The sequence below is a fragment of the Algivirga pacifica genome, assembly GCF_039543525.1.
GTDB classification, from domain to species: Bacteria; Bacteroidota; Bacteroidia; order Cytophagales; family Flammeovirgaceae; genus Algivirga; species Algivirga pacifica.
The window spans coordinates 1-20,829 of sequence record NZ_BAABJX010000033.1; the positions used below are offsets into that span (position 1 = coordinate 1).

The following is a 20,829-nucleotide window of genomic DNA, read 5'->3' on the forward strand; positions in this document are numbered from 1 at the left end:
AACGCAAAGTTAAAATTTTTAATGATCTAAAATTTAACTCCAGTTATATTGGGGGCTAAGATATCTATATAGATAAGTTAGTATTAGATATTGAAGGTACTCAAGTTAAAGTTGAATGGTCAAGAGAAATACTTTTGGATAGCCTATTAAATAAGTATCAAATACAAAGTAGAGAAGAGAATAACATTCTTATAGAAAAATGGATCAACAACTATCAATTTTTAATAAAAATAAATGGTAAACTTATTAAAGTTTCTATAGAAAAAGATGTCATAAAAGATGAGCTACTTAATTAAGTCCATTAGCATCTAATATATCCAAAGATAATAAGAAGGCTAGCTCTGTTTACTAGCCTTCCATTTTTCATAAAAGCATGTTGGTGCAAGGTTTACCTTGTACCCAAAATGGCGGAAGCATTTGCTTGCGAGTCACCTATTTTAAAGCAATTCGGAATCGTTACACGACATGTATGCTTTCATCATTTCCAGTCCAAGGACACCCCTTGAACTAATGTCCATTGATCACAGCTAATAAATATCACCTCTAACGGGGTTGTATGCTACCTAAACCCTGAAAGGATGACATCACATAGGGGCGGGTTTATTAAGTTTGAATAATTAACCGACACAGTAGTTATCTCCACCCTCGCCTAGGGTTAAAACCCCAGGCTCTTTTAGAGATACCGCTTTGCGGTTATCAATTCAATCTTTTTGTGAGAGATACGTTAGAATAGATCGCCACGAAGTGGCACTTCTTGAAGAGCCTAGGGCTTATTAAGGTTGAATATTTAACCGTCATACTGCTAGTTCGCTTTGTTGAGTGGCACTGCGTGCCGTTGAGTGGAGCTTTGCTCCGTTGAGTAGCCCTTCGGGCTGTTGAGAAAGAGTAGTACTGCAAAATCTCAACAGCCCGAAGGGCTACTCAACGGCACATAGTGCCACTCAACCAGCGGCGTAAGCCGTCTCAACTGTCGGTTAATTATTCAACCTTAATCAACCCGTCACTTTACGAAACAAGACGATTTTTATTGGACCTATGAATCCATCACCAATCTCTTTTTTCCACTCATACCAGCCGAGCGTGGACGCTCGGCGAAAGCGCTTTTAGGTCTTAGGCTGGAGCCTAAGACCAGTGTCGGACCAGTGTCGTCATAGCGTGGACACCACGACAGTGTCCCATAATTATTCATTCTTCATTAATTCGGATAGTTATACCCCCCCTACACACCTTCTTCAATATTCTCCACAATCCTTTCCAGCAACAATTGCCTAGAAGCACTACTTCCCCACGCAATATGAGGCGTAAGTAGCAATCGCTCTTTCTTTTCACATTGATAATAAGGGTGCGACAAAGGAAGTGGCTCTTGGGTGAACACATCTACCGCTGCTCCTGCAATCACCTCCTGATCAATCGCCTTCACCAGATCGTCTTCGTTGACAATCCCTCCCCTTCCTGTATTGATTAAATAAGCCGTTGACTTCATTTGCTGCAATCGTGAGAAGGTTAATAGATCTTCTGTATGTGCATTAAGAGGTGCATGTATACTCAAAATATCTACTTGCTCCAAAAGATCATCCAGCTCCAAACGTTGGTAAGCCTTACTACGGTCTTCTCCTGATGAAGAGTAGTATACCACTTTCATCCCAAAGGCCCCTGCCATTTCGGCTACTCGGCGACCAATATTCCCCAACCCTATAATTCCTAGTACTTTATCTTTTAGCTCAAAAAATCCCGGACCTATATGGGTGAACAAAGGTTGCTCTGCGTAATCTGTCCCTTGCATATACTGTCGGTAATACCCCGTATTATTGACCAGCTCCAACAGTAAGCCTATCGTAAACTGAGCGACACTCTCGGTAGAATAGTTCACCACATTGCGTACAGGAATTCCTGCAGTTTCTGCTGCCTGAAGGTCTACGTTATTCATTCCTGTAGCGGCGATACATATTAGCTTCAACGCTTTGGCTCCATCTATATGCTTCTTCTCTATTCTTACTTTATTGGTAATCACCACCTCAGCACCTTCTATTCGCTTTTCTACTTCATGCGGAAGGGTGTGGTTGTACAGTGTCAAATCTCCTATTTTCTCCAAAGAAGAGAAATCAATATTTCCCATTGTTTGGGCATCTAAAAAAACAATTCTCAAAACTTTTTACTTTTATTGTTAGATCGTTCTATTTGTGATTGTTCATAATGTTTAATTGAGCTTCGCTCGCTCATAGTATTTAGTTGTTTTTTTATTCAAAAAAAATAGAGAAAAGAACAACTAAACATCATCAACGAGCGAAGTTCAGCTAACATACGCCATGTAGTGGTATGAACAACGTTGGTACACTTAAGTTTTATATCTATGACTACTAAAGTGATTCTATTTGATGGTGTTTGTAATCTTTGTAACGGGACCGTCAACTTTATTATTGACAGAGACCCTAAAGGTAAATTTCAATTTGCTTCCTTACAATCAGAGGAAGGAGAAAAAGTATTGCAGCAAAATGGTATAGCAGAAGTCTCCTTGGATAGTGTGGTATTACTCAAAAATGGTCAACTCTATAAAAAATCTACCGCTGCCTTGCATATCGCTCGAGAGCTGAAGGGAGCATGGCCGTTGTTTTATGGTTTTATCATTGTCCCACGTTTTATACGAGATGGGGTCTATAACTGGATTGCAAAGAATCGGTACAAATGGTTTGGTAAAAGTGATGCTTGTCGCATACCGACACCGGAGTTGAAGGAGCGTTTTTTATAAACTTTCCCCTTATAATCATGAAAACCCATTGATCGACGTTCTGCGATGCTATCATGGTATTTTCTCACCCTAGGCCATCTAAAACAGCCTTTTTTTCGACAAATGACCGCTTTTATCACGGATTCTACCTTGCTATCTCTGCCTTTTCCCAAGAGTTTTGTAAGAAATATTTTTCTTCAAACCTAAACTTCAAAAGCCAATGGGAACTGTTGAATTCATCCTTTTATTTTTTGTCAGTGGTATACCTTTTACCAAACGATTACTCATCAGGTATATTCCTGCAAATTATCTTCTATTACTACTGGGCGTTTTTGTGGGCTTACACCTACTCATTGATGGTTACCGCTGGCAAATGATCCCTGCCTATATCATGAGTGCTATCCTTGGGTGGCGTTTGTATCAGCTCAACACGGAGGATACTCCAAAAAAATGGGGACTTAGAATTGCGGGATATGCGTTGACTATTATAGTATTACTAATCGGCTGGGTGCTGCCCATGGCCCTACCCGTATTCTCATTACCCGAACCCAGGGGACCGTACTCCGTAGGAACTTCCTCTATTTATGTTCAAACAGAGCAAGAGGAAGAAATCACGGCTGACCCCAACGACAAAAGGGAGTTGCTATACAAAATATGGTATCCTGGGGATGTTGATACAAAAAGCATAGAGCATGAGCCCTATGTCGACACAGGAAGTAGGGCCGGCTTCGCAACGAAATATGGACTACCTCCCACCCTATTGAATTACCTCGATAAGGTGCAAACGTATGTTTACCCAGATATTCCGGTTAAAGAGACCTCATTTCCAGTCTTAATTTTCTCTCATGGATATGGCTCCAAAGCAACCGGGTACTATGCCCTATTGACAGAGTTAGCAAGTCAAGGATATATCATCATTAATATGAATCACACCTACGAAAGCTTGGGAGTAACGCTTCCTGATGGAAGGGTGCATTATTTCGACTATGCTTACCAACAGACCATTGGTGCTGATGCCATGGAGGTAGTGGGGCCTATTATTGATGCTTTCAAAAATGACTTGCCTTACGAAGAAAGACATCCGATCGTTAGAGAAGCCGCTAAAAACTACTTCGAAGGTCGTATACAAGATCGTTGGGCCAATGATATGGTCACGACCTTAAACCTGCTTGAAAAATGGAATACAGAAGGAAAGTTCAAGCACAAACTTGACCTGACCCGAATTGGTGTTTTTGGGCACTCCGTTGGAGGAGGAGCCGCAGGGAATGTTACCCTAAAAGATGGACGTATTAAAGCTGCCGCTAATCTTGATGGCATACAATGGGGAGATAAGATTGACCGCAACTATAGCGTTCCATTCCTCTACGTTTCTGCAGATTGGCCCGCAGATCATGAAGATATCAATGCCCATATTTACAAGAAAAAGAGTACCGATTATTTTTATGAATGTACCTTACTCCAATCTGGTCACCCCAACTTCATGGATATTCCATTTATGATTCCCATCCCCTCTGTTGCAGGAACAGGAGCTATTAATCCTTATCTAGGTATGGAGATCGTCACTAAGTTGCTTACCTCTTTCTTTGATCAACACTTAAAAGGAGACAATAGCATGAGTATACAAGCTGTTGGCGAGCAATATGACTTATTAAAAATGTTAGTTCATCAAGGAGATTCCGTCAGGTCGCCTCTTGACAGCATGGAGACTACAGCTAGGTCAAAATAATAGTAACTCCCAGAACTTAGAGCTTGTTTGGAATACGTCTTCAGATAGAAAATTCCTCTAATCACTGGTCAAATCGACTCAAATTTTCGACAAATAGAACCACTATTATTCTCAAATTTGAATCAATTTGAACAGGTTATAGAAATTTTCTCTATCTAAATCAGTATTCCAAACAAGCTCTTACTCAGGAAAATGGTAAGTTCTGGGTTCATCTAATCCTATAATTCTTTATTTCCCCAATGTACCATAGCCACTGAAAAAGGCGGCATTTCCAGAGTTCTCCGACAGGTTGTAGAGATATTCTTCAGGGAAGAAAAGCCTGCTGGATGATGTGCTAAATCATCAGAATAAATTTCCACTTTCTTTTTTCCAGAAAACTCTCTGAAAGAGCATTTGAAGGGTTCATTTCCAAAATTGACCAACACCATTTTCTTCTCTCCTTTTTCATTTTCAAAATACCATCCCCTCACGCCTTCTATCGTCTCTCCCCTATCGTTTTCCAATAACATATTAGAGGAAAACTGTAAAGGCGCTCCTGCGGTCATATCTGTTGTTGCCTCTGCAAAAAGAGCCGTTGCTATTCCTCCGGCGGTCAGTTCATACAGAGAGCCTACTCCTGGCTTTTTACGTACATCCCGGGTATAGATCTGGCCGAAGAGGTCTCCTATCAGGTTATGTACATTGGTTATCTCAACCCCTGCCTCCAAAAACTCAAAATAGTAAATGGATAAGATTAAGGCTTGCGCCCAACTGTCCAGCACCAAGGAGTGATCGTCCCTCATATTAAACTCTGTTGCCCAGAGAGGAAGATCCTTTTTGAGTTTCATCTTTTGATACGTCAGCACATTATTTCTTGTAGTGATCCACATATTAGCCTGTGCTTTTGCATCCTGAAGCAATACCCGCTCCCAATCCTGATGTGTTGCGAAAGAGTCAGGTCGTGTTCTACTTGCTGTCGTATGATCTGCTAGTCCTTCTGATCCTGCACTAATACGGACACGTTCCTGTCTTCCATCCAGACTGGAAGGACTATATTTATGGAATGTCACCGCATCAGCCAAGGGACAATGCGCCAATACCCTATTTGTCCAGTCCTTCTGACGATCATGTCGACGCATAGTCGTGCCTACTACGGCAAAACGGGCATCGGGAAACTCTTTCTTGAGTGCTTCAATCCAACGTTGGCAGGTTTGTCCATACTCTTCTGGAGTAGGATATACGGTACGGGGTAAAGGCAAGTCAAAATACAGCTCATTTCCCAACTCAATGTATTTAATATCCAACCCCAATGCTTCTGCCTTCTTCAAGTTTCGAATGGAATGTCCCAGGTCTTTAGAAAGCATATTAAGCATAAATACAGGACTGGTCTGTGTCTGCTGTACCAAAGAGGCAAACTTCTCTATGGTATATCGAGTCTCTTGCTCACGTATGCCCTGTGTCACTACCCAGCGGATCATTACACTGTCCGGAATGCTTGTGTCTATCCAACCAGTATCCCAGTCCCAATAATTACCTATCGTTCCGCCTGGGTAACGAATGGTCTTTACCCCTAAGGTCTTGATCGCCTGAATAAGTTTAGGGTTATTTTGAGGGTCTGGACAACTGGTCATATTGGCATTCACGCCAATCATTAAAGGGTTGATTTCCCTAAGCGCTCCCAAGGTAACTTTTTGGGCAAGAAGCAACGTCCCACACCCTACCCATAAAGCGACTACTAATACATATCTCTTCATTTTATTCAGCAATTAGTAAAGTGGAATGTTCACTGATCAGCGGAGAACTGAAATTAAGTACTGTCTCCCATTGGCTTTGATGCGGATGTTTTTCAGGGTGCTCTTTTAACCCTATACTTACCTTATAATCATCATGCACACAATCCAGACGAATCATCAGGCGATTCACTCCTTCTTTCAAATCCAAAGACATATAATCCGTGGAAGGCCATCTTCTTTGCAATCGGGTATTATGATGTATGTTCTCCCCATTCAACCAAACCGTAAGCCATTGACTGCTTCCTACACAAAGCCATTTCTTCACTTCACTTTCTGAATAAATATCCGTAAGTAAATATAAGGTTCGTTCGCCTTTTCCGTAGAAATATTCTCCCAGATCTATTTCAAAACTATCAGGGTAGATTTCCTGAACCATAAAGGATTGTTCTGCTGGAGACTGTAGTATCTCTTCCAACATCTCAAAAGAAACAAACTCATTGTCAGATAACTGACGGTCATGATTCATGTAAACTGCGGAGGGCATACTGCTCAAGCCATGATCGGGATACGTCCCATCCATTGGCTCCAAAGCAGGATCATCCTGAATAAAAGGGCCTAAAAGGGTCCAGCTCCCATAATAAGGGATCCCTCTCTCAAATAATTGCTCCTTACCATTGGAGTCTATTACTTCCACTTGATATGGAATATAGCAACCTTCAGGAGTATACTCCTCCTTCAAGACTATTTCAAAAATACACTCTTGCTCCTCTTCTGCTTTTAGCAATACCTTTGCCTCATCAATTTGAGCAAATGCATCAGAAGTTAATCGGATCGTTAATGATTGCTCTTTTTGCTGTTGACTTTCCACTCGTACCGCAATGATCAATCCTGTGTCTTGATGTCCAAAAGTCGGCTGCTTTCCAAGTTCCGTGATTAAGGTATAAGACCGCTCAAAAGTAATGCATTCTTCCGCAACAATATTGATCATGGTTTTATTTCCGAAGTAATGCTGGAAAGTCCTGGCCACCTGACAGGTTTTCTCTGTCAATGCCGTAACGGTATCAGGCACCTCTACCCCCTTAATTTCAGGACTCACCATCAAATCATTGCCAATTCTCGTTTTCCATAGTTCGGGGATTTCCTTCGCTCCTCTCACAATTCCCAACAGTGCTCCTGCCGTTGCCACAATACAATCGCTATCGTGCCCGAAATGCAAGGCTTGAATAAGCTTATCGAAATCACCTTCCGATAGTAGTAATGACAATACCGTATAAGCCACATTCATAGGAGCAGAAGTAAAGTCCGCATCCCCGTAAGCACTTTTGATCTTCCCACTAGTCACCTTTACCCCATAGGTGTTATACCATTCCATTACATCCTTCACCAGATTCGCACAAACACTTTCCTTAGGAATATACTTCAACCCTTCTTGAAGGATGGTCGGTATATCCTCCATCCCAAAAGCAAGTGCAGCACAAGCTGCCCAATACGCCTCTGCATCATCTGAAAAACCATGGTGATCCAATTGAGAATCAATACGGGCATAAAAAGCAGCCTGAGTTGGATGAAAGGCACAAAGCATTCCCCACAACTCACTTCGAATCGGTGACCCCATGCTCTCATTCCAATAAGTATTATTGATACGACCTGTATCAGGATGATCTAAACCTACCCGAATATTCCTGGTAGCAATTCCATACTCATTCCAAGGAAAATCTACATGGTTTTTCCAATGCTCCCTGAAGTCTCCTCCCCGAATCTTCACCCCTTTCTTGGCTGCCATATCCAACCATAGAATCTGTAGATCCAGATCGTCATTCGGATAATTGCTTTCAAATAATGAATCGTCTAGCTGAATATCATTAAAACGCTTATATCCTTCTATAGGGGCTCCCAAAATACCTCCGGCACATTTCCCGATCCATCCACCCAGTACCTTGTCATAAAATTGATCTGCTGTCAGCATACTATCTATATTTTTGTTTTTGAACATATTCTCATGAATACCTCCAAATTAGGCACTGTAGGCTCCTTTAGGCTATGGATTTAAAAAAGTAGAGTTTTTAGATTCTATGTCCTGATATTTCTTTCTTTGAAATTAAAAATGCGAAGGGAAGGCTAATGAAAAATGGGAATGTTTACCGTGTAGTTTTTAGAAATCAAACCGAATACCACATGGAAATACAAACATTCAATCACGTCGATTATTTATGGGATGAAGCAAAAGCTGCTTCTATGCAAGGAGATGAGGTCGCATTATTTTTATATCGCTCAAATATCTTAGGGGCAGACCTACGCATCACCAATTATGGAGGAGGCAACACCAGTTGCAAGACCATGGAAAAAGATCCTTTGAACGGTGAAGAAGTAGAGGTACTATGGGTAAAAGGCTCTGGTGGAGATATTGGTACACTCACCCGAAAAGGTATTGCAGGGCTATATACTGATCGTCTCAGAAATCTCAAAAAAGTCTATAGAGGCATTGAGCAAGAAGACGAAATGGTTGCACTTTTTGATCATTGTATCTATGATCTGGAAAGCAAGGCTCCTTCTATCGATACGCCACTTCACGGGTTGCTTCCCTTCCAACATATTGATCACCTGCATCCTGATGCTCTGATCGCTATCGCTGCGGCGTCAGATAGTGAGGCCATTACCAAAGAAATCTGGGGAGACCGCATGGGATGGGTACCTTGGCAACGTCCTGGCTTTGACCTGGCACTTCAACTGGAAGAGTGTTTAGAGAAAAACCCGTCGATCCGAGGGATTGTACTGGGAAGTCATGGTGTATTTACATGGGGCGATACCTCTTACGAATGTTACTTGAACAGTCTGGAGGTGATCGAAGAAGCTTCGGCTTATATCGAAAGTAACCTTGGGAAAAAACGTCCGGTATTTGGAGGTGAGAAGATGACTTCACTTCCTGCTGAGCAAAGAAAAGCACAAGCTGCCAAAATAGCCCCTATCCTCCGTGGACTATGTTCCAGCGAAAAAAGCATGATTGGTCATTTTACCGATGATGAGCGTGTACTGGAATTTGTCAACAGCCATGATCTGGAACGTCTTGCCCCATTAGGTACCTCTTGCCCAGATCACTTCCTGCGTACTAAGATTCAGCCACTGGTACTTCCATTAGAGAAAGATGAAGATCTGGACGATGCTCAGGCAATCAAGGATAAATTACTAGCAGCGTTTGAAGCCTATCGTACAGAATACCAAAACTATTACAACACCCACAAAAGAGCAAACAGTCCTGCCGTAAGGGATGCCAATCCTGTTATTATCTTGTATCCTGGGGTCGGTATGTTCTCTTTTGCAAAGAACAAACAGACAGCAAGAGTTGCCAGCGAGTTCTATATCAATGCCATTAATGTAATGAAAGGAGCGGAAGCGATCTCTTCTTATACTTCCCTACCTCGTCAAGAAGCCTTTGATATCGAATATTGGTTACTGGAAGAAGCTAAATTGCAACGTATGCCAGCAGAAAAGCCTCTGTCTCGCAAGATTGCTTTTGTGACGGGTGCTGCAGGAGGGATCGGTAAAGCCATCGCAGATAAGCTAGCCCAAGAAGGCGCTAATGTCGTACTGGCAGACATCTCGGAAGAACGTTTGCAAGAAGCCCTCGACACTTACCCACAAGATGTAGCCGCTACAGTCGTTTGTGATGTCACCAACCCAGTAGCTATCACACAGGCTATGGAAGCCACTGCACTAGCCTTTGGTGGTGTTGATATCATGGTGCATTCGGCAGGACTCGCTATCTCTAAACCTTTGGAGGATACCTCCGAAAAAGACTGGAATATCCTATCAGAGGTATTGGTCAAAGGACAGTTCAACCTAGCACAAGAGACGGTAAAAATACTGCGTAAGCAAGACATGGGAGGAGACCTGATTAGCATCGCCTCCAAGAATGGCTTGGTGGCTGGTCCAAATAATATTGCTTACGGCACCGCCAAAGCAGCTCAGCAACATATGGTTCGATTACTGGCAGCAGAATTAGGTAAAGACAAGATTCGTGTCAATACCGTTAACCCCGATGGCGTGATTGTGGGCAGCAAAATATGGGAAGGTAAATGGGCCGAAGGAAGGGCTAAAGCATACGGCATCACGGTGGAGGAGCTTCCTGCACATTACGCTAAACGTAACCTGCTACACGAGATTATATTACCGGAAGATATTGCGAATGGGGTATTCTCATTGGTAGGGATTCTTCATAAGAGTACAGGGAATATTATCAATGTCGATGGGGGGATGGCTGCTGCTTTTCCGAGGTAGTGGGGCTAGAAGGCCATAACTATCGTTGAGGCCGCTTGCGCGGCTGGTTGAGTGGGCTGCGCCCGTTGATTAGAGCTTCGCTCTGTTGAGTAATGGTAGACACTGGTCGTAGCGTCCACGCTACGACCTAAAAGCGCTTTCGACGAGCGTCTACGCTCGGATGGTAGGAATGGGAAATGGAGGTTGGTGATGGATTGATAGATCGAATAAAAAATCGCCGTGTTTCGTATAGTGACGGGGTGAATCCCACCCCTATCTGAGTTACCTAGTTGGAGTTTTGATAAGTAACCCCAAGGATAAATGTAGTGTACAAGAGACTTGCAGTGATGTGTCTGTCTTATTGAATGATGCTAGTTCAAGTTTCAACTTGGACTAGAAATGACAGAAGTATGCACGTCGTGTAACGATTCCGAATTGCTCTAAAATAGGCGACTCGAAAGCAAATGCTTTCGTCATTTTGGGTACAAGATGAATCTTGGACCAACAAATATGTTTTTATAAAAAGTGGAAGGCTAGCTATTTTACTAGCCTTCCATAATATTACCTATTCAGGTATACTGTGTGAAAACAGGTCCTTAAGACCCTGTTCTGACAATGGGTGAAAAAGAAAGGCTAACTGTTTATAGCTAGCCTTCCATTGATATTGCCTATTCAGATATACTGTGTATGAATGGGGTGAATGAGGAAAATCCTATTGTAGTAAAGGGAAGATCCAGTATATAAGTGTTTTATATAGAATTACACACAATATGATACATGCAACTATATCAAAGCCTATTATAAATACACTTTCATCAATCAGACCTCGAAATAATGCTTGATGTATAGCAAATGGGATGAAGTTAAAGCCACACGATGGTAATAACATTCTCCATAAACAGCCTCCTGAAATGAGGATAGAAATTATCAATGCCAAATAATTCATGAATGTTAATTTTTTGGAACAATTTTACCATTGACAACTTGATATTCGCCTTCAGGTAAGTTTTGAATTTGATTAAAAAAATCGTGAATAGAATGTCCTTGACTTTCATCACTACTTGTGTCAGCTTGAGCAGCACCTTTTATTGGTTTATTTCCAGCTAGTATATCTTTTGAGTGAGAATACTGAATTGTAGGGATCCCATCTACAGCTGTTTGTTCAGTGGGTTGAAATGGAGCAAAGTCATACTCATAAATATTGACACCTACAATATCATGCTGCTTTATGTATGCTAAAAGTGCCTTTATATAGCCTTTTGCATACGCTCCTCCCATACTATGAGATATAATCCTAATAGCTTCAATTATAGCTCCATTTTTATCTCTTTTTAAGTTATTAATGATGGTTTCAGCCTCTTTAAGACCAGCTAAAAAACCAGTGTTTTCTCTACTTGATGGGCTTAAAGAATTATTAATATTAAACGGAGCATATCCACCTAGGGCCCCATCTTTGTAGATACTATTATAATCATTGAAATGATTCATTACTGCTTGATCAAAACCAACTCCAACTTGTTTTTTTCTGTAGGAATAGGATCTTTGGGCTCCTAAGTATCCATGTCTAACATTCTTATATGTTCTCCAATAATTACTTTTACCACCATCCCCAAAATGATTACCATTAATAAAAATTACGAGTTTTCCATCTGGGTCTATTGCATTTGTGGGCTGATTTAAAACATATGAGTACGGAGAATTAGCATAATACATTTCCGCCAACGGATCCACCCCAAACCATCTCCCCACACTAGCGTCATAGTTACGAGCGCCATAATCCAACCAACCAGTCTCCTCCTGCTCCTCCTTCCCATTATAAGTATACTTAAAAGGCTCAGAAGGCTTACTAACAACAAGACCAGTGATATTCCCCCCGAATGGATTTATATGGCTTATGCAAGCGAGTGACTATAATTTTTGTCATATTTCACATCATCCCTCACACAAGCAAAAACTCTTAGAATCAATTTATTTTTAATGGCATTGACCACACTCATGTGATGCTTCCCCTCCTTAATTTTCCTATAGTAATATTCCTGTAATTCACCGGGTATCTGTATCACAGACCGGACGCCCATATAGAGCAAGCACTTCAATAACTTATCAGACTTCTTGGAGACCTTTCCAGTGCCTCTGATACTACTTCCTGAGCTGTATGAAAATGGAACCACTCCGGCGTAACAGGCAAGTTGCTTTGCATTTTGAAACTTGGTAAACCCAGCGGTAGCAATCAGTAGTGCTATTGCTGTAGTTTCTCCTATTCCTGGCACGGACGTCGCTAACTCGACCAGTCTCTTCAACTCTTCATCATTCCTGATTAACTCTTCCAGTCGTATATCTAACTTCTTTAGATCCGCCTCTAATGCCTTGATGGACTTGTTGAAGTTTCGCTTTAGGTCGTTACCCATTTGCTTCGTAGTCCCTTCTGATAAGCTATCCAAAGATCGTAACAGACAATGTCTCGCTTTTATGAGTGCTTTTCGCTGCGCCTGATACTTTTTAAGGTACCTCATGGTCTTAGAAGGCACTTTCCATAGCTTAGCCTTATCATGATGTCTCATGCAGAAATCAGCCATTCTAAACGCATCCAGTGGATCACTCTTTCCTCTCTGGGTACCGCTGTTCAACTTCAACTCCAATGGCGTAACCATCCAAAGCTTATACTTTTTACTGGCGACCGTAATACTCAGTACATCACTGTAACTACCTGTGTGCTCCGCAATGAACAATGTATTTACCGTCGTGACACCTTGCTCCTTTAGTGCTTCCAATATTTCACGAACCCCTTTCAGGTTGTTGTTTACCCTTCCTTTCTTCAACTCTTTTCCTTCCTGAATCAGAGAGAAATCCAACCAACTTTTGGAAACATCAACTCCTACAAAATACGTGTATTCAGTTTTCATTATCCTGGGTTTTAATGATGAGTAACTGGCACACAATCGGATAGACATCAAATCTTCGATAATGAGTTGCGAACTCCAATTTATATATGATCCTGCTCCGAAAAATTCCTATGAGATTAAATCCGTTCCTATGCTGAAAACGCATAACACCTAATATATAATTTGCTCAAAGGAATGGCCAATATTTTCAATTAAGAGAAGATAATGATTCTAAGAATACTCCTATGCTACTAATCTAGAAGACACTATATGAAACACCAAAAAAAGAACGAAAAAGCTACCTCATTTCACCAAGGCACGTGAAAAACAGGGCAGAAAAATAACGATTTTCTGTCAAGGTATTTGAATTGCTTTCTTCCTATCCTGATTACATCACCTTGGTATTAAAAAAGGGTTACCTCCAGAAGATAATTATATCCGTTAATGAGTTTAGCAATAGCAGAGACGCCATGCAATGGACTCTACACTATATGTGACCTTGCTCCAGAAGTACTTCCCTGCGATTAAATCCGTAAATGGGCTTGGGTGACTGATTATTCACTTGTCCCTGATAGTTAATGTAATCTACAGAGGAAGGGTGCAATTTCCCTTAAGATACGAAGGATAGGGGTAAAGTGCTATGGTTTTCTTAGGAAAATACAAGGCTATAGTAATATCAACATACCGCAGTGTCACGATACGCTGCCTACCCCTTCCTCACCTCCGTAGGGTTCATGCCCATTTTTTGCTTGAACAACCTGGAAAAGTAATGAATAGAGGAAAATCCTAAGCTATAAGCCACTTCTTTTACCTGTTTATTCTCCACCAGTAAAAGCTCTTTGGCTTTTAGTAATTTCCAATGCAAGTGATATTGATGAGGTGAAAATCCGGTATACTCTCTAAAGCTCTTTCGAAAATAGGAATAGGATACTCCTTCTTCCTGACAAAAGCGCTGCATATCTACTTCTTCCTGTAAATGCTGTTTTAATAGTATCTTTGCTTTCTGAATCAAGGCTGTCTTTTGTCCAGTTTCAATATTATCTAACTGATTCGCGGCAATGACCTGTCCCAGAAACTGCAACAATAATCCCGTTGCTACTTGTTGGTACCCAAACTGCTCCTGCTGCACCTCTTCAAAGAGCTGGTGTAAAGTTCCAAGAAAAGGATAGGATGGATTAAGACACAGGAGGTCTACTTCATAAAAAGTCTGCTGTGTCAGTAATGCTGTGGCTTGCTCACCATCAAAACCTATATAGTTTTCAGTCCAACCCACCTGTGAATCGGGACGGTACCTATGCCACTGATTAGGACGGAGCAGTAATAAGCTTCCTGCTTCCACCTCATAATGACGGTCCTTTGTTTCAAAAACACCCTTACCAGCCGAAATATAATTCAATTGGTACTCCTTGAGTATCCTTCCTTTTTCCCAATCAAAATAATAACCGGAAGGATGTTTTACATCAGGATAGAGTATGTGCTCATTAATTCTCTTTGTCCCTGCTACGGTTAAGTAAACAGGCCATTTCTTGTCTTCCGGATTGGGTAGTAAGTATTTAAAAAAATCTTTCATGGAAGTGTATTGTTTTGATCATGATCCCTTCTCCCCTTCTATCAACAAGGCTCCATCAAAAAAAGAAACTAAATCATTTTGTGCAAATCATTTCCCATTTTATGAATCTCTCTTGTGAAAAATCTATCTTTATTTGTATAAATGTAAAAACGACACGAATTATTCTATTTCACCTGTAACTGACTATTTTTTCATGCCGCATATTGGTTTATTTATTCCTTGCTACATTGAGCAATTTTACCCACAAGTAGGCGTCGCCACCTACGAACTTCTAAAAACTTTAGGGTATCAGATCTCTTTTCCACTTCATCAAACGTGTTGTGGGCAACCTCTCGCTAATAGTGGCTATGCTTGTGAATCAAAAAAGAGTGTTACCCAACTTCTTTCTCGTTTTGAGGCATACGATTATGTGGTGGGTCCTTCTGCCAGTTGTGTTTATCATATCCGTCAGCATACCGCCTCCCTACTGAAAGACCATAAACCATTAAAAAATACCGCTCAGAAATTTTTAGATCTAACAGAATTTATCTTCTCCCAAAATAGGCAAAATGATATTCAAGGCTTCTTTGATGGGCGAATTGCTCTCCATAAAAGTTGTCATGGATTAAGAAGGCTAAAACTAGGTAAATGCTCTGAATTAATGGGGAAAGAAGAAAACCAACAAGCGGTATTATTACAACAAATAGAAGGAATTGAAATTGTTACTCCTCAACGAGCCGATGAGTGTTGTGGATTTGGAGGTACCTTTGCCGTTACCCAAGAAGTATTATCTACTCGAATGGGCATGGATCGATTACAAGACTACCTAAATGCCGGAGCAGAAATCCTTACGTCAGGTGACATGTCTTGCCTGATGCACTTAGATGGATTAATTAAAAGAAATCATCTCCCGCTAAAAACAATGCATCTGGCTGAAATTTTATACCAAGCCGTTCAACAAAAACAATCCTCTGTTAAATCTTCCGCATATGTCCAATAGTATCAACCACGCTCGTAATGCTGCCCAATTTAACCAAGACCCTCAAAAAGTAACTTGGCACGACAAGGCGCTATGGCACGTGCGAGAAAAGAGGGATAGCAGTGCACAGCAAATCCAAGAGTGGGAAACACTAAGAACTCTTGCCTCCCAAATCAAAGCTCATACCCTAAGTCAATTAGGTGATTACCTGGAGCTTTTTGAGAAGCAAGCACTTCAAAATGGTATTCGTGTCCACTGGGCTGCCGACGCCCAAGAACATAATCAAATTGTATACAGACTTCTCCAAAAACATCAGGTTTCCAAGGTGGTAAAAAGCAAGTCCATGCTTACGGAAGAATGTCAATTGAATACCTTTCTATATCAAAAAGGCATACAGGTAACAGATACAGACTTAGGGGAACGTATTGTGCAATTGGCAAAAGAGCCTCCGAGCCATATTGTGCTCCCAGCCATTCATAAAACCCGTGAGGAAGTCGGTGAACTATTTCACCGAACCATGCAAACGGAGGCAGGAAACAGTGACCCTACTTATCTGACCAAAGCTGCCCGCAAAGACCTAAGGGAAAAGTTTTTAAATGCCGATGCTGCCATTACGGGAGTGAACTTCGCCGTGGCAGAAACCGGAGAGTTCGTAGTCTGTACCAACGAAGGAAATGTTGACCTTGGGGCCAACCTTCCGAACTTACATATTGCGTGCATGGGTATAGAGAAAGTGATTCCAGAGCAAAAAGATTTAGGAGTGTTCCTGCGATTACTGGCCAGAAGTGCCACCGGACAACCTATCACCACGTTTAGTTCTCATTTTAAAAAGCCTTCAAAAGGTCGAGAAATTCACCTTATCCTAGTAGATAATGGACGCAGTGAACAGCTCAATCGAGAGGATTTTCGTTCGAGTCTGCAATGCATTCGATGTGGGGCTTGTATGAATACCTGTCCTATTTATCGCAGAAGTGGAGGACATAGCTATGAGGCCACCATCCCGGGACCTATAGGGGCAATCCTTTCACCGGGTAAAGACCTTAAAAAGTACAGTCAGCTTCCTTTTGCCTCTACCCTTTGTGGGGCCTGTAGTGCGGTTTGTCCTGTCAAGATTGATATTGACACCCAACTCTACAAATGGCGACAGATCATTGGAAAAGACAAGAGTCTATTCACCAAGAAAACCCTGATGATGAAAATAGGTGGTAAAATGCTGGGAGATTACTCCCTATACCATTTTACCGCACAACTCGGAAAAAGAGCCTTACGTCTCCTGCCTTCCTGGCTGATTAATAACCACTTTAACGCTTGGGGCAAATCTAGAGAGATCCCCGAGGTTCCTGTTCAAACGTTCTCTACTTGGTTCAAAAATCAACAACACCATGAGCACAAGAAATAAACTACTCAAGAAACTCAAGAACATTTCGGTTCCTTCCGTTTCCAAACCGGACATTCCCACCTTTGAGCAATCGCTTCCTATCACTGCTGTGCGAGAACAATTTGTGCAACAACTCAAGGCTGTAGGCGCCAACGTTCAACTCATCACTACTACACAAGAACAGGTGCAATGGATCGAAGCCCTTGTTGGTCAATCTTCCTATATTGACACCTTAGCTTCAGATCATTCTTTTCTACCGCTTTCAGAAGTAGAAAATTATCAATGGGTCATTCTTCAAGGGCATATAGGGGTTGCTGAGAATGGTGCCATTTGGGTGGATGACAACTCTTTACCTACTCGAGCCTTAACGGCTATTTGTGAGAAAATGATCATCGTACTTCCTCAATCTTTGATTGTTCAAAATATGCATCTGGCTTACGAAATGGTCTGTAAAAAACAATACGGATACGGTGTATTCATTGCGGGCCCCTCGAAGACGGCAGATATCGAGCAAACCTTGGTTAAAGGGGCACATGGCGCTTGTGAACTCACGGTAATCATAGATATCAGTCAATAAATTTCTTCTTGAAGTCCAATTTTTATATTTTGAAAAGCTACGCAATACAACTATCAAACTAATATCACACAAAACTACTTTACTACTATGGCACTTGTACTATTCTTCTGGTCCATGATCCAAAGCACGATCACGGGCCTGGCAATCGCTACGATCAAAAAGTCACCCCAAAACAGAATTCTTTCTGCAGTCTTCCTGACGATGGCTTTCAATACGTTTTTGCAATACCTCTTTCGGTTTACCAAGCTCAAACTCGATATTCCAGAGTTGCTATTTATCTCAGATGTATTGGACTTACTTCTTCCCGGCTTGATCTTCTGGTATATTACTTCCTTGTTTTCAGGAAGTGAGCAACGAACCAGGGATTACTGGTACTTTATCCCTGCCAGTATCGCTCTATTGGTTTCTTCCATCTATGTATTATCTATAGACAATTTTTCTTTCCCTACCTTTATAGGATCTCCATTTCATATTGCGCTCCTGTTTTCCATCGTTCTTTGGAAGAGCTATATCATATTTAAAACTCACCAAACCATCAAAGCGGCCAGTAAAGTAGCCAATGCCAAGCAAAAAGAAGAGTTACGCTGGCCCAAGGTGCTCACCATTTTCCTTGGAGTATCCTTATATGTAGCACTGTTGTTATTAATCTATCATACGGTGATTCATCCTTTCTCTACCAACGTACTACACCAGCAGATCAGGGAAGTGGTAGAGCTAAACTACATTGTGTTTAATAGCAGTATTATCTTCGTTACCATGTTCTTTGCCTTGAAATATCCTAAGGCACTTTCTCGCTCTACCATTACCTTGGTGACGGACAATATGAAAGAAGAGGATACTTTGATGCTACATTACGAAAAGAAACTGGCACAACTCGTAGAGAAAGACAGTATACATCTAGATACGGAGCTGAATGAGAAAATGCTTGCCGAAAAACTACAGATACAATCTTATTTACTTTCCAAGCTATTGAACTATCATATCGGCAAATCTTTTAGTGTATACATTAATGAAAAGCGGGTAGAACACGCTAAAAAAATATTGTCCAAGGATATGGAAAAATCGTTAACCAACTTTGCCGTAGCGATCGACAGTGGCTTCCGCTCAGAATCTGTCTTTTATGTCAACTTTAAAAAGTATGCAGGCATGACTCCGCGGCAATATCGATTGAAGTGTATTCAGATGGAAGAGGCAGTGTAAAATAAACATGAATCATCCCATATTAACAAATGACTTAGTTTTCTGAGAATTCATCACTTTACAGCTATCTCACAAGCCTTTTATGAGCTTCTTCATTTTTTCCTTGATGAAAAAACGAAGCAAAAAAATCAAGGCTTTGAAGAATTTGCCTAATTTTTAATCGAAAAAGCTAAAAATTCCAAACTCGCTACGCTCAAACAATGGAATTTTCTTAACGCTTTTACGATTAAAAATTTTAACGGCAATTCTTCAAGGCCGTTTTCAAATATATAAAGGCACTTTTTAAACAAAAAAACATGAATCCCCCCTTAAATGTTAATATGGGGTCATTCATGTTTTTTTTAATGCATGGAAATCACCTTCGTATTTGCTTCCTCTTCCTTCTTGTCTTCCTCCTTTTTCCATCGGTGACTCATCACACCATAGGCAAGGATATACAAATAACAACACAAAGGAACTATAAATGATAGCTGTACGCCCATGACATCTGCTGCGATGCCTTGTAGCAGAGGAATTAAGGCTCCTCCCAAAATAGACATTACCAACAAAGACGCCCCTTGGCTAGTATACTTTCCCAAGCCGCTAATCGCAATCGTAAAGATATTGGGCCACATGATACTATTGAAAATGCCAACGCCTACCAAAGCCCACATAGCAATACTTCCCGTGGTTAACATAGCTAACACCAACAAACTGATAATGCCTGCAGCAAAAATAGCCAATGTTCTTCCAGCAATACTCTTCCCCAGAATAAATGCAGCATAGTTCACCAAAATAACCAACAAGTATGGCCATGCCTCCGCTATGCTGATGCTGGCAATACTAAAGATCAACCCAAAAGAAAGCACCGAAGTGAAGATCATCATCAAATATTTTCGGGTGGTCTTCATTTCACTTAAGGAAATCGCTCCGGAGAAACGTCCGATCATCGCTCCCCCCCAATAATACGCCAGGTAATTTTTGGCGGTCGCTTCTTCCAAGCCCATAATTTCATTTAGTCCAATAAAATTGATCAGGAAACTTCCGATCGCTACCTCTCCGCCTACATACACAAAAATGGCTACCGTACCCCACGATAAATTACGAAATTTCAAAACTTGCATCCCTTTCAGAGTCGTTTCTTTGTTGCTGAATTCGGGCAGGTTGATCAACTTAAAAACAATAGCCATTAGTAGAAAGACTGTTCCAAACAATAAATACGGGATTTTCACAGCTTCTCCTCCTAGACCTTCCGAAAAGAAGTATTCAAATACCAAGTACCCTCCTAAAATAGGTGCTACCGTTGTTCCCAAGGAGTTAAATGCCTGTGACATATTAAGACGAGAAGAGGCAGTTTCCTCAGGCCCTAAAATAGAAACATAGGGATTGGCTGCAATTTGCAGCATCGTAAAACCTAAGCCCAATACGAAGAGCGCCATCAAAAAGAAAAAATAAACTCCATAGAGCGCTGCCGGATAAAAAAGAAAGCATCCTACACTTGCCATAAATAACCCTAATACGATGCCATTTTGATAGCCTATCTTATTGATCGGATCTCCTATCCTGAGAGAGAGTAAAAAATACAGTAATGAACCAATAAAGTACGCTCCAAAAAAAGCAAACTGTACCAACATCGCCTGCCAGTATTTCAGTTCAAACATCTCCTTGAGATAAGGGATAAGAATATCATTCATGCAGGTCAGAAATCCCCACATGAAAAACAAAGCGGTCACAACATATAATATTGACCTATAACGGTTTTCCATAATTGTTTTGTTTAATGGTAAATAGGCTGCTTCTATTCAGAAACAGCCTGATGATATATCCCTCTCAATTAAGACAACCCTGTGGATTAATCTCTTGTGATT

General features: G+C 41.2%; 14 protein-coding genes. 7 read left to right on the forward strand and 7 right to left on the reverse strand.

All coding sequences use genetic code 11. The features are described 5' to 3' along the window. Positions 1-1,219 precede the first annotated feature (1,219 nt). Positions 1,220-2,146 carry a D-2-hydroxyacid dehydrogenase gene (locus ABD985_RS11065; RefSeq protein ID WP_345371714.1) on the reverse strand — a complete coding sequence of 309 codons (927 nt, stop codon included), beginning with the start codon at positions 2,144-2,146 and terminating at the stop codon, positions 1,220-1,222. Positions 2,147-2,350: 204 nt separating this feature from the next. Between ABD985_RS11065 and ABD985_RS11070 the strand changes: the two genes are divergently transcribed. Together ABD985_RS11070 and ABD985_RS11075 are read left to right on the forward strand one after the other, a co-directional pair. After that, positions 2,351-2,746 (forward strand): thiol-disulfide oxidoreductase DCC family protein, encoded by a 396-nt coding sequence (locus ABD985_RS11070; RefSeq protein WP_345371716.1) that lies wholly within the window; start codon positions 2,351-2,353, stop codon positions 2,744-2,746. A 199-nt stretch (positions 2,747-2,945) separates the two neighbouring features. Beyond that, positions 2,946-4,451 (forward strand): alpha/beta hydrolase family protein, encoded by a 1,506-nt coding sequence (locus tag ABD985_RS11075; RefSeq protein ID WP_345371718.1) that lies wholly within the window; start codon positions 2,946-2,948, stop codon positions 4,449-4,451. Positions 4,452-4,669: 218 nt separating this feature from the next. Here ABD985_RS11075 and ABD985_RS11080 read toward each other — a convergent pair whose 3' ends face one another. Beyond that, on the reverse strand, positions 4,670-6,184 hold the full coding sequence (locus ABD985_RS11080; RefSeq protein WP_345371720.1) for a hypothetical protein: 1,515 nt from the start codon (positions 6,182-6,184) through the stop codon (positions 4,670-4,672). A 1-nt stretch (position 6,185) separates the two neighbouring features. Continuing rightward, a complete protein-coding gene (locus ABD985_RS11085; protein ID WP_345371722.1) occupies positions 6,186-8,129 on the reverse strand; it encodes an ADP-ribosylglycohydrolase family protein in 1,944 nt (647 codons plus the stop codon). 209 nt (positions 8,130-8,338) lie between these two features. Here ABD985_RS11085 and ABD985_RS11090 point away from each other — a divergent pair, with 209 nt between their 5' ends. Next, positions 8,339-10,438 (forward strand): bifunctional aldolase/short-chain dehydrogenase, encoded by a 2,100-nt coding sequence (locus ABD985_RS11090; protein WP_345371724.1) that lies wholly within the window; start codon positions 8,339-8,341, stop codon positions 10,436-10,438. A gap of 930 nt (positions 10,439-11,368) precedes the next feature. Here the strand turns inward: ABD985_RS11090 and ABD985_RS11095 are convergent. From ABD985_RS11095 to ABD985_RS11105, 3 genes are all read right to left on the reverse strand, one after another. Next, complete coding sequence (locus tag ABD985_RS11095; protein WP_345371979.1) at positions 11,369-12,313, reverse strand: RHS repeat-associated core domain-containing protein; 945 nt, start codon at positions 12,311-12,313, stop codon at positions 11,369-11,371. Then, positions 12,310-13,320 carry an IS110 family RNA-guided transposase gene (locus ABD985_RS11100; protein WP_345371725.1) on the reverse strand — a complete coding sequence of 337 codons (1,011 nt, stop codon included), beginning with the start codon at positions 13,318-13,320 and terminating at the stop codon, positions 12,310-12,312. Before ABD985_RS11100 ends, ABD985_RS11095 begins: the two co-directional genes overlap by 4 nt. Before the next feature lie 685 nt (positions 13,321-14,005). After that, a complete protein-coding gene (locus ABD985_RS11105; RefSeq protein WP_345371727.1) occupies positions 14,006-14,869 on the reverse strand; it encodes an AraC family transcriptional regulator in 864 nt (287 codons plus the stop codon). Between the two features lie 193 nt (positions 14,870-15,062). Here ABD985_RS11105 and ABD985_RS11110 point away from each other — a divergent pair, with 193 nt between their 5' ends. The 4 genes from ABD985_RS11110 to ABD985_RS11125 all read left to right on the forward strand — a co-directional run bounded on the left by ABD985_RS11110 (position 15,063) and on the right by ABD985_RS11125 (position 18,982). Then, entirely contained in the window at positions 15,063-15,848 is a 786-nt protein-coding gene (locus tag ABD985_RS11110) for a (Fe-S)-binding protein (RefSeq protein ID WP_345371729.1), read from the forward strand. Continuing rightward, a complete protein-coding gene (locus ABD985_RS11115) occupies positions 15,838-17,226 on the forward strand; it encodes a lactate utilization protein B (RefSeq protein WP_345371730.1) in 1,389 nt (462 codons plus the stop codon). Before ABD985_RS11110 ends, ABD985_RS11115 begins: the two co-directional genes overlap by 11 nt. Then, positions 17,210-17,782 (forward strand): LutC/YkgG family protein, encoded by a 573-nt coding sequence (locus ABD985_RS11120; RefSeq protein ID WP_345371732.1) that lies wholly within the window; start codon positions 17,210-17,212, stop codon positions 17,780-17,782. The genes ABD985_RS11115 and ABD985_RS11120 overlap by 17 nt, the downstream gene beginning before the upstream one ends. A gap of 87 nt (positions 17,783-17,869) precedes the next feature. Further along, complete coding sequence (locus ABD985_RS11125; RefSeq protein WP_345371734.1) at positions 17,870-18,982, forward strand: AraC family transcriptional regulator; 1,113 nt, start codon at positions 17,870-17,872, stop codon at positions 18,980-18,982. Positions 18,983-19,323: 341 nt separating this feature from the next. Here the strand turns inward: ABD985_RS11125 and ABD985_RS11130 are convergent, their stop codons facing one another. Next, positions 19,324-20,727, reverse strand: coding sequence for a sugar MFS transporter (locus ABD985_RS11130; protein ID WP_345371736.1), 1,404 nt, complete (start codon positions 20,725-20,727; stop codon positions 19,324-19,326). Between the last annotated feature and the right edge of the window lie 102 nt (positions 20,728-20,829).

Bases quoted from the DNA above. Each gene is read 5' to 3' on its own strand.
- ABD985_RS11070 (WP_345371716.1), top strand. From the start codon at position 2,351: ATGACTACTAAAGTGATTCTATTTGATGGTGTTTGTAATCTTTGTAAC.
- ABD985_RS11075 (WP_345371718.1), top strand. From the start codon at position 2,946: ATGGGAACTGTTGAATTCATCCTTTTATTTTTTGTCAGTGGTATACCT.
- ABD985_RS11080 (WP_345371720.1), bottom strand. From the start codon at position 6,184: ATGAAGAGATATGTATTAGTAGTCGCTTTATGGGTAGGGTGTGGGACG.
- ABD985_RS11085 (WP_345371722.1), bottom strand. From the start codon at position 8,129: ATGCTGACAGCAGATCAATTTTATGACAAGGTACTGGGTGGATGGATC.
- ABD985_RS11090 (WP_345371724.1), top strand. From the start codon at position 8,339: ATGGAAATACAAACATTCAATCACGTCGATTATTTATGGGATGAAGCA.
- ABD985_RS11100 (WP_345371725.1), bottom strand. From the start codon at position 13,320: ATGAAAACTGAATACACGTATTTTGTAGGAGTTGATGTTTCCAAAAGT.
- ABD985_RS11105 (WP_345371727.1), bottom strand. From the start codon at position 14,869: ATGAAAGATTTTTTTAAATACTTACTACCCAATCCGGAAGACAAGAAA.
- ABD985_RS11110 (WP_345371729.1), top strand. From the start codon at position 15,063: ATGCCGCATATTGGTTTATTTATTCCTTGCTACATTGAGCAATTTTAC.
- ABD985_RS11115 (WP_345371730.1), top strand. From the start codon at position 15,838: ATGTCCAATAGTATCAACCACGCTCGTAATGCTGCCCAATTTAACCAA.
- ABD985_RS11120 (WP_345371732.1), top strand. From the start codon at position 17,210: ATGAGCACAAGAAATAAACTACTCAAGAAACTCAAGAACATTTCGGTT.
- ABD985_RS11125 (WP_345371734.1), top strand. From the start codon at position 17,870: ATGGCACTTGTACTATTCTTCTGGTCCATGATCCAAAGCACGATCACG.
- ABD985_RS11130 (WP_345371736.1), bottom strand. From the start codon at position 20,727: ATGGAAAACCGTTATAGGTCAATATTATATGTTGTGACCGCTTTGTTT.